General features: G+C 70.3%; 10 protein-coding genes. 1 reads left to right on the forward strand and 9 read right to left on the reverse strand.

Annotated elements, in window-relative coordinates; translation table 11 throughout:
- Window positions 1-74: 74 nt before the first annotated feature.
- The 6 genes from HUU95_RS02360 to HUU95_RS02385 all read right to left on the reverse strand — a co-directional run bounded on the left by HUU95_RS02360 (window position 75) and on the right by HUU95_RS02385 (window position 6,392).
- Window positions 75-485 (reverse strand): DUF3035 domain-containing protein, encoded by a 411-nt coding sequence (locus HUU95_RS02360; protein WP_174278629.1) that lies wholly within the window; start codon window positions 483-485, stop codon window positions 75-77.
- Window positions 478-1,047 carry a signal peptidase II gene (gene lspA / locus HUU95_RS02365; RefSeq protein ID WP_254602575.1) on the reverse strand — a complete coding sequence of 190 codons (570 nt, stop codon included), beginning with the start codon at window positions 1,045-1,047 and terminating at the stop codon, window positions 478-480. Before lspA ends, HUU95_RS02360 begins: the two co-directional genes overlap by 8 nt.
- Window positions 1,044-3,929: an isoleucine--tRNA ligase gene (gene ileS, locus HUU95_RS02370; RefSeq protein WP_174278631.1), complete on the reverse strand. Its 2,886-nt coding sequence runs from the start codon at window positions 3,927-3,929 to the stop codon at window positions 1,044-1,046. The genes lspA and ileS overlap by 4 nt, the downstream gene beginning before the upstream one ends.
- Before the next feature lie 124 nt (window positions 3,930-4,053).
- Complete coding sequence (locus tag HUU95_RS02375) at window positions 4,054-4,986, reverse strand: bifunctional riboflavin kinase/FAD synthetase (protein ID WP_174278632.1); 933 nt, start codon at window positions 4,984-4,986, stop codon at window positions 4,054-4,056.
- A gap of 135 nt (window positions 4,987-5,121) precedes the next feature.
- Window positions 5,122-5,601, reverse strand: a complete 480-nt coding sequence (locus tag HUU95_RS02380) for a dihydrofolate reductase (protein ID WP_174278633.1) — start codon at window positions 5,599-5,601, stop codon at window positions 5,122-5,124.
- Entirely contained in the window at window positions 5,598-6,392 is a 795-nt protein-coding gene (locus HUU95_RS02385; protein ID WP_174278634.1) for a thymidylate synthase, read from the reverse strand. Before HUU95_RS02385 ends, HUU95_RS02380 begins: the two co-directional genes overlap by 4 nt.
- 142 nt (window positions 6,393-6,534) lie before the next feature.
- On the opposite strand from HUU95_RS02385, the gene HUU95_RS02390 reads away from it, so the two are divergent.
- Entirely contained in the window at window positions 6,535-7,422 is an 888-nt protein-coding gene (locus HUU95_RS02390) for a hypothetical protein (RefSeq protein ID WP_174278635.1), read from the forward strand.
- A gap of 22 nt (window positions 7,423-7,444) precedes the next feature.
- On the opposite strand, the gene HUU95_RS02395 is transcribed toward HUU95_RS02390, so the two are convergent.
- The 3 genes from HUU95_RS02395 to HUU95_RS02405 form a co-directional block, all read right to left on the reverse strand.
- On the reverse strand, window positions 7,445-8,140 hold the full coding sequence (locus tag HUU95_RS02395; RefSeq protein ID WP_174278636.1) for a class I SAM-dependent methyltransferase: 696 nt from the start codon (window positions 8,138-8,140) through the stop codon (window positions 7,445-7,447).
- A gap of 95 nt (window positions 8,141-8,235) precedes the next feature.
- Window positions 8,236-9,363 carry a peptide chain release factor 2 gene (gene prfB / locus HUU95_RS02400; protein ID WP_174278637.1) on the reverse strand — a complete coding sequence of 376 codons (1,128 nt, stop codon included), beginning with the start codon at window positions 9,361-9,363 and terminating at the stop codon, window positions 8,236-8,238.
- Window positions 9,364-9,484: 121 nt separating this feature from the next.
- The coding region (locus HUU95_RS02405) for a hypothetical protein (RefSeq protein ID WP_174278628.1) at window positions 9,485-9,712 on the reverse strand (228 nt) is incomplete at its 5' end.

Below are 9,712 nucleotides of genomic sequence, written 5' to 3' on the forward strand. Positions count from 1 at the left end.
CGCCCGCCCCCCCACCACCACTCGCTGCGCGAGCGGTCCCCCTCCCCAAGCCTAGCTTGGGGAGGACAAGGAGGTCATTTCCCCACCGCCCGCGCGTCCTGCCCGTCGCCCTGCGGCGCCGCGACGATGTCGCGCGTGGTCGAGCCCTTGTCGACGACGTTGGTCTTGGGATCGCCCACCGCCGAGCGGATGCCCGCGTCGGCGGTCTCGCCGCCCGCTTGGCTCACCACGGCGCGTTCGGACGCGGAGCGCGCCGCGCTGCCGCCGAACAGCGCGTCGAGCGCCTGTGCCTGCGGGCTGTTGTCCTGCGGCCGCGCGGCGCCGGGCTGGGGCGGGACCAGCGCATAATCGGGCGGGATCACCAGCGGCGCCTGGCGCGCCACCGCGAACTCATCCGGCCCCTGGCCGCCCAGCCGCCGTCCGCCGCAGCCCGACAGCAGCGCCAGCGCGGCGACGCCGGCGCCGATCGCGATCACCCTACGCATTCACTTTCTCCTCCGGCCGCCTGTCGCGCCCGAGCAGCGCGCGCACCAGCAGCACGAGCACGCCCACCGTAATCGCCGCGTCGGCGACATTGAAGACCAAAAACGGCCGCCACTCGCCGATGTGGAAGTCCGCCAGGTCGATCACGCAGCCGGGATAGGCGACGCCGCCGCTCGTGATCTTGGCCAGCGTACCCGCCGGGATCAGCCGGTCGGCGATGTTGCCCAGCGCGCCGCCGAAGATGCCGCCCAGCGCCAGCCGGTCGACGGCGTTCTTCTCCCGCCACAGCCAGGTCAGCACCGCCAGCGCGATGCCCGACGTCACCAGCGTCAGCGCGACGCGCACCCACCGCGTATCCGAATGCGACCCCAGCAGCCCTAGCGAGATGCCGCAATTGGCCACGAACGTGAAGCGGAAGAACCCCGTCACCTCGCGCACCGCGCCGGTCTCGTCGAGTTCGAGCACGCCGGTGATCCAGTATTTGATCGCCTGGTCGATGGCGAACACCGCCAGCGCGAGGCCCAGCGCGGGGCCCAGCGCGGGGAGCGGCCAGCGCCGGCTCACGCGCCCACCACCGCGTCGCAGCGGTGGCACAACGCGCCGTCGACCGTCACCTCGGGCAGGTGGCGCCAGCAGCGCCCGCATTTGCGATAGTCGGTCCGCGCGACGCCGAGCGGGCCCGCGTCCACGGCGGCCACGATGAACGTCTCCGCCAGCAGCGGCGCGGGGAGCGGAAAGGCGGGCACGGTCACCGCCGCCTCCAGGCTGGAGCGCACGACCTTGTCGCGCCGCAGCGGCTCGATCGCTTCCGTCACCTCGCGGCGCAACGCGCGCGCCGCCGCCCAGCGCTCGCCGAGCTGGTCGTCGCCGGGCAAAGCGGGCAGCTCGGGCCACTCGAGCAGGTGCACCGACCCGTCCTCGCTCGGGAACCGCGCCTGCCACACCTCCTCGGCGGTGAAGACCAGGATCGGCGCGGCGAAGCGGACCAGCGCGTGGAACAGCAGGTCGAGCACCGTGCGATACGCGCGCCGCGTCGGGTCGCCGGGCGCGTCGCAATAGAGCGAGTCCTTGCGCACATCGAAGAAGAAGGCCGACAGGTCGTCCTGCGCGAAGTCGGTCAGCAGCCGCAGGTAGCGGGTGAAGTCATACGCCTCGATCGCCGCCTTGAGGTCCACGTCGAGCCGCCCGAGCAGCTCCAGCACGTAGCGCTCCAGCTCGGGCATTGCCGAAACGGGCACGCGCTCGTCGTCGGTGAAGCCGTCGAGCGCGCCGAGCAGGTAGCGGAAGGTGTTGCGCAGCTTGCGATAGGTGTCGGACGCGGTGGCGATCGCCTTGGGGCCGATCTTGAGGTCGTCGAGATAGTCCGCCTGCGCCACCCACAGCCGGACGATGTCGGCGCCGGACTCGCCGACGATCTTCATCGGATCGACGACGTTGCCGACCGACTTGCTCATCTTGCGCCCACGCTCGTCGAGGACGAACCCGTGCGTCAGCACCGCCTTGTACGGCGCGCGCCCGCGCGTGCCGCAGCCTTCCAGCAGCGACGACTGGAACCAGCCGCGATGCTGGTCGGAGCCCTCGCAATAGAGGTCCGCGCGGACGCCTTCGCCATAGCGCGCCTCGATCGTGAAGACGTGGGTCGAGCCGCTGTCGAACCACACGTCGAGGATGTCGGATTGCGGCTCATAGTCAGCGAGGTCGTGCTCGGGCCCGAGCAAGGCTTGGTGATCGGCGTCGAACCACGCGTCCGCGCCGCGCTCGCGAAAGGCGGCGAGGATGCGGGCGTTTACCGCCGGGTCGGTCAGGTAGGCGCCGGTCGCGCGATGGACGTACAGCGCGATCGGCACGCCCCATGCGCGCTGGCGCGATACCACCCAGTCGGGCCGGCCCTCCACCATCGACCGGATGCGGTTCTCCGCGCGCGGCGGGATCCAGCGGGTGTCGGCGATGGCGGAAAGGGCGCGGGAACGGAGCGTATCCGCTCCCCCTCCCGCAAGCGGGAGGGGGCTGGGGGGTGGGCTGGACGCTTCGGCGGACGGCACGCTCGCGGAGAGGGCGAGCCCACCCCCGACCCCTCCCGCTCGCGGGAGGGGAGAGTCCATCGCGATGAACCATTGCGGCGTCGCGCGGAAGATCACCTTCGCCTTGCTCCGCCACGAATGCGGGTAGCTGTGCTTATAGTCGTCGCTCGCCAGCAGCGCGCCCGCGTCCCGAAGGTCACGGCAGATGGGACCTTCCGCGCCGACGAACTTCTTGTTGATGACCGAGCCCTGGCCGCCCAGCCACGCCCAGTCCGCCCGGTACATGCCCGCGGCATCGACCGCGAACACGGGCTCGATCCCGTGCGCCTTGCACAGGGCGAAATCGTCCTCGCCATGATCGGGCGCCATGTGGACGAGCCCCGTGCCCTGATCGGTGGTGACGAAGTCGCCCGGCAGCAGCGGGCGCGGGCGAGCGAAGAAGCCGCCGAGGTGGTGCATGGGATGGCGGGCGAGGGCGCCGGCGAGGTGCGCGCCGCGCACCCCTTCGATGTCGTGCTCCGTCCAGCCCGTCACATTCCAGCGGCTCATGACGTCTTCGACTAGATCGGCCGCGATCAGATAGATCTTGCCTTCGTGACGCTCGACGTTGGCGCCAGCATCTACGGTCACTAGAGAGTAGGTAACCTCCGGCCCATACGCCAACGCCTGATTCACCGGGATCGTCCACGGCGTCGTCGTCCAGATCACCGCGTGCGCGCCGACCAGCTCCGGGGCGCCTGGCGCCTCCACGATCTCGAACGCCACGTCGATCTGCGTCGAGACGATGTCCTCGTACTCGACTTCCGCCTCGGCCAGCGCGGTCTTCTCGACGGGCGACCACATCACCGGCTTGGCGCCGCGATAGAGCTGGCCCGTGTCGCCGAACTTGAGCAGCTCGCCCGCGATCGCGGCCTCCGCGTCGAAGCTCATCGTCAGATACGGGTCGGCCCAGTCGCCCATCACGCCCAGCCGCTGGAACTGCGCGCGCTGCTGGTCGACCCAGCCCGCCGCATAGGCGCGGCACTCGGCGCGAAAGGCCAGCGGGTCGACCTGATCCTTGTCGAGCTTCTTCGCGCGATACGCTTCCTCGACCTTCCACTCGATCGGCAGCCCGTGGCAGTCCCAGCCGGGGATGAACGGCGCGTCGCGGCCCAGCAGCGACTGCGAGCGGGTGATGAAGTCCTTGAGGGTCTTCATCATCGCGTGACCCATGTGGATATTGCCGTTCGCATACGGCGGGCCGTCGTGAAGGATGAACTGCTCGCGCCCGGCGCGCGCCGCGCGGAGGCGATCGTACAGCCCGATCCGGTCCCACCGCGCCAGGATCGCCGGCTCCTTCGCCGCCAGCCCGGCCTTCATCGGGAAGTCGGTCTGGGGCAGGAAGACGGTGTCGCGGTAATCGGGCGTGGAAGGAGCGTCGGCCATGGGTGGCGGGCGTGTAGCGGGATCGGAGCGCCCCGTCACCCATGCCGCCGTCATGCTGAACGTGTTTCAGCATCCACGCGGATCGTCGGCGTCGCGCGACCCGCGCATGGATCCTGAAACAAGTTCAGGATGACGAAGAGAGTAGGAGCCGCGCCGCCGCGCAATCCTGCTCCATCTGCGCCACCAGCGCGTCGAGGCCGTCGAACCGCGCCTCCGGCCGCAGGAACTCGATCAGCGCCACCTCGATGCATTGCCCGTACAGGTCGCCCGCGAAGTCGAGGAAATAGGGCTCAAGTAATTCCTTGGGCGGCGTGAACGTCGGCCGCACGCCCAGGTTTGCCGCCCCATCCAGCACGCGCCCGTCCGGGAGCCGCCCGCGCACCGCATAGATGCCGTAGCGGGGCCGCAGGTACGGCCCCATGTCCAGGTTCGCGGTCGGATAGCCGATCGTGCGTCCCACCTTGTCGCCATGCTGGACGACGCCCTCGATCGCGAACGGCCGCGTCAGCAGCGCCGCCGCCTCGCGCGGGTGCCCCGCCTGCAACAGCGCGCGGATGCGTGAGGACGATACCGGCGCGCCGTCGAGCGCCACCGGCCCGACCGTTTCCGCCGCGAAGCCATGCGCGCGGCCAAGGTCGGCGAGCACGGCGACGTTGCCGCCCTTGGCGCGCCCGAAGGTGAAGTCCTCGCCCGTCACCACGCCCGCGACTTGCAGGGCGCCGACCAGCCGCTCCGCGACGAACCGCTCGGCGGTGAGCGCGGCGAGATCGCCGTCGAACCCGAACACCACGGTGGCGTCCGCCCCGGCGGCGGCGAACAGCCGCTCGCGCTGGTCGAGCGTGGTCAGCCGGAAGGGCGCGGCGTCGGGCCGGAAATGCCGCACCGGATGCGGATCGAACGTCGCCACCAGCGCCGGCCGACCTTCGCTGCGCGCGCGCGCGACGGCGGCGCCGACCACCGCCTGATGCCCCAGGTGAAACCCGTCAAAATTGCCGAGCGCGACGATTCCGCCGGCTAGGTGCGGCGGCACCGGCGACCCGCCGTCCAGGCGCTGCATGGGGGCGGTATAGAGGGACCGCCGTTTGCCTTCCACCCCTCTCCCCGTGGGAGAGGGGCAGCCGCGAAGCGGCGCGGGGTGAGGGTGAGCGATGAATGCCGGCCTTGCCGTCCTCACCCTCACCCTTCCCACTCGCTACGCGAGCGGGCCCCGTCCCTCTCCCGGCGGGAGAGGGAGTAGCGTGACGAAACCATATCCGTCATGATCCTCCCGCCCCACCTCGCGCCAGCCGGCGAACGGCGGCACGATCGTGTCGCCGTCCGGATCGGCCTGGACCTCGGTCAGCTCCACCCGGTCGGCGCGAGGCAGGAACAGCGCGAACACCGCCGCCCCGCCGATCACCGACACGTCGCCGCCCGCCAGCGCCAGCGCCTCCGCGATCGAGCGCGCCACCTCCGCCCCGTCCGCGCGCCAATTGGGCGAGCGCGTCAGCACGATGTGCCGCCGGCCCGGCAGCGGCCTGGGAAAGCTCTCGAACGTGCGCCGCCCCATGATCATCGGCTTGCCCGATGTCAGCGCCTTGAACCGTTTCAGGTCGGCGGGAATGTGCCAGGGCAGTCCGCCGTCGCGCCCGATCACCCCGTTGCGCGCGCGCGCGAGCACCAGCGTGATCATACCGCCACCGGCGCCCGGATGTGCGCCTGTGGCGCATAGTCTTGGAGCACGATGTCCTCCGGCTCATAGGCGTCGATCGCCGGCGCGCGCCGCCCGATCTCCAGCCGGGGCAGCGGGCCGGGCTCGCGCCCGAGCTGCGTCCGCGCCTGTTCCAGATGATTGAGGTACAGATGGCAATCGCCCCCCGTCCAGACGAGGTCGCCCACCGCCAGCCCCGCCTGATCCGCGAGCAGATGGGTGAGCAGCGCATAGCTGGCGATATTGAACGGCACGCCGAGGAACACGTCCGCTGAGCGCTGGTACAGCTGTACCGACAGCCGCCCGTCGGCGACATGCGCCTGGAACAGGCAATGGCACGGCGCCAGCGCCATCGCGTGCAGGTCGCCGGGGTTCCAGGCGGTGACCACCATGCGCCGCGAGTGCGGCTCGCTCCGCAGCTGCCCGACCAGCGTCGCGATCTGATCGAGGTGTCGCCCGTCGGCGGCGATCCAGTCGCGCCACTGCTTGCCATAGACCGGCCCGAGGTCGCCGTCCTCATCGGCCCATTCGTCCCAGATGCTCACCCCGCGCTCCTGGAGCCAGCGGACGTTGGTGTCGCCGCGCAGGAACCACAGCAGCTCGACGATGATCGACTTCAGATGCAGCCGCTTGGTGGTCAGCGCGGGGAAGCCCTGGGCAAGGTCGAAGCGCATCTGATGACCGAATACCGACAGGGTGCCGGTGCCGGTGCGATCCTGTTGCCGCGTGCCGGTGGCGAGGATGCGGTCCATCAGGTCGAGATACTGGCGCATCCCCGACAGGGTAGGGGAGGGCAGGCGAGTCGGCTAGAGACTCCTTCCCTCGTCATGGTGCAGGTCGCCGATGTCGCGTCGATCCTAGCGGGGACGACGGTCGCCGATCTACGCTCGGCGTTGCGTCGATCGGAGCATCGCCATGCGGTTATTCCTTGGTCAATATTACCAGATCGACGGGTCGAGACTGACCAACACCAGGACCCGCCGCTCGGTCGCGCTGTCGGCGGACGAGGCGGCGCGCTTCGAGCAGCAGGTGTTCGACCTCCTGACGAAGATTCATGCCGACGAGGAGGTCGGCCGGCCGATCCTGCGGTCGTTGTGGATCGGCAGCCAGATCCAGATCCTGCCCGGCGACACCATGGTCAACGTGAACGCCTCCCCGCTCGACGCCGAAACCGCGGGCGAGCAGGTGTCCTTTCGTGGCCGGACCGCGCTGACGACGGGGAAGGGATCGGCCGCCACCGTGTTCGTCTCGCTCGCCATGCTGCGCGGCCTTGCGGGGCCGGCGGCACAGCCCGACGCGGTACTGCTGCACGAGATCGTCCATGCCGCGCGCGCCACGCTCGGCGTGATGAAGCACACCGCGCTCGGCCGCTTCGACAATTTCGAGGAGTGGGCCGCGATCATGCTGTCGAACATGTACGTGTCGTCCAAGTACAACAGCACGTCCTTCCGTGGCGATCATCAGGTGACCCAGCTGCGAACGCTCGGTTCGCTCACGCACCAGAACCTGGCGATGAGCAATCCCGGTCTCGCGGAAGCGTCGATGTACCGGTATGTGCCGATGTTCCGCCAGGAGATCCTGACGCTCGTCGGCGACAGCGAGGCGCTGACGCTCAAGCTGAAGGACGCGAAATGCGCGTTCAACCCGTTGCGCGTCGCCTATAACGGCTATGACGGCGCGACCGAGGATGGCGGGCGCTTCGCCAGCTTCCCGGGCTTCGGCCAGTTGACCCCCGAGACCTTCGCGCAGGTGGCGGCGCGGGCGATGAAACAGGCGAGCCCGATCTTCTCCGTCGACCGGTGATCGAGGCTGGTCCGCCGGTGGATCAGGCCCGGCACGCCCTGATCGCGTCCGGCTCGGGCCTTGGCCCCGCCGCGCGGAACGTCGCCAGATAGCCGCCCGCGGATGGCATGTCCTGCGTCGCCACCTGCAGGTATCCCACCGCCGCGAACTCGCAGGCCAGCAAGCCCGGCGGCGTGCCGTGATGCTGCGTCGGCCGGTTCGCGTCGACCACCACGACCAGCCCGTCGGGCTTCAAGCTCGGCCGCAGCCGCCACAGGAACTCGTACGGCTGCGCGATCTCGTGATACATGTGGATCATCAGCACCCGGTCGAAGCTGCCGGCCGGCAGGCGTGGATCGGCGGGCAGGCCCAGCCGGACGCTGACATTGTCCAGCCGCTCGCGCGCGACGCGCTGCGCCAGCTGGTCGCGCACCGCCGGGATGATGTCCTCCGCCAGCACGCGCCCGGCCTTGCCGACGCGGGCGGCGAGCCGGATCGTGTAATAGCCCTCGCCCGCGCCGATGTCGGCGACGGTCATGCCGGGCACGATCCCCGACCGGCCCATCACCGCGCCCGCCTCGTGCTGCCGGTCGCGCTGCTCCTCCGTCGACCAGCCGGCCGACACGATGGTCGCCACCGGCCGGTCGGGCGCAGGAAAGGGGCCGGGCTGGCGCGCCGGATGCCGGATCAGCGGCTGCGACCCGTCGCAGGCGGCGAGGAGGAGGGCGAGACCGATCACCCTGAGCCTTCCGGCGCTTCGCGCCTCCTTCCCTCTCCCACCGGAAGAGGGAGACAGCCCGCCACAGGCGGGCAGAAGGTGAGGGTGACCGGGCGTCACTCCACGTCCTCCACCGTCACCTTCTCCCCCGTCACCCGCTGTGACAGCGCGGCGGCCATGAAGGGATCGAGCGCGCCGTCCAGCACGTCGCCGGGGCTGGTCGAGGTCATTCCCGTGCGCAGGTCCTTCACCAGCTGATACGGCTGGAGCACGTAGGAGCGGATCTGGTGGCCCCAGCCGATGTCGGTCTTGGTCGCGTTGGCCGCGTCCGCCACCTCCTCGCGCTTGCGCAGCTCGTGCTCGTACAGCCGCGCGCGCAGCTGGTTATAGGCCTCCGCCTTGTTCTTGTGCTGCGAGCGCTGGTTCTGGCAGGCGACGACGATGCCGGTGGGCAAATGGGTGATGCGCACCGCCGAATCGGTCGTGTTGATATGCTGCCCGCCCGCGCCGGACGCGCGATACGTGTCGATGCGCAATTCCGAATCGTTGACCTCGACCTCGATCGAATCGTCGATCACCGGATAGACCCAGACGGACGAGAAGCTGGTGTGCCGCCGCGCCGAGCTGTCATAGGGGCTGATCCGCACCAGCCGGTGCACGCCCGATTCCGTCTTGGCATAGCCGAACGCGTTCTCGCCCTTGAGCAGCAGCGTCGCCGACTTGATCCCCGCCTGCTCGCCGGCGTGGTGGTCGACCAGCTCGACCTTGTAGCCGTGCCGCTCGCCCCAGCGCGTGTACATGCGCTGCAGCATCTCCGCCCAGTCCTGGCTTTCCGTGCCGCCGGCGCCGGCGTTGATCTCGATATAGCTGTCGTTGGCGTCCGCCTCGCCCGCCAGCAGCGCCTTGATCTTGTCCGCGTTGGCGCGTTCCGCCAGCGCCGCGAGCGCGGCGAGGCCCTCGTCCGCCATCTCGGCGTCGCCCTCGGCGTCGGCCATGTCGATCAGCTCGGCGGTGTCGGCCAGCTCCTGGCTGATCGCACGCGTGGCGCCGATCGCCTCGTCCAGCCGCCGGCGCTCGCGCATCACCGCCTGCGCCGCCTTGGCGTCGTTCCACAGCGCCGGATCCTCGACGCGCGCGTTCAGCTCGTCCAGCCGCCGCAGCGCGCGGTCCCAGTCGAGGAAGCGCCGCAGCAGCGCCAGCGCGTCGTTGATCGTGTCGGCATGAGCCTGCGCCTCGGCGCGCATCCTGTTTCTCCGTCATCCCCGCGACGGCGGGGTCCATCTCGTCTGGCCCGGCCCTACGCGACCACGGCGAACAAGGGAACGCCGGGAGACGGGTCTCCGCTTGCGCGCGGATGACGGCCGATCAGTAAATCCCCCCCTGCCGCTGCACGAAATCGCCATCCGCCGGCTTCTCCGCCCGATGCGCCGGTGCCGCGACCGGCGCGGCCGTGCCCGGCTCCGCCGCCCGGCGCGCGATCCGGCGGGGTTCGCTTTCGGGCTTGAACGCTTCCCAGATGATCTCCGATTTCGGATCGGCGGTCGGCCACGCGCCGCCCGTCACCGGCTGGCCGGTCGCCCGGTCGATCCGCAC

The sequence above is a fragment of the Sphingomonas bacterium genome (assembly GCF_903643065.1).
Classification (GTDB): Bacteria; Pseudomonadota; Alphaproteobacteria; order Sphingomonadales; family Sphingomonadaceae; genus Sphingomonas.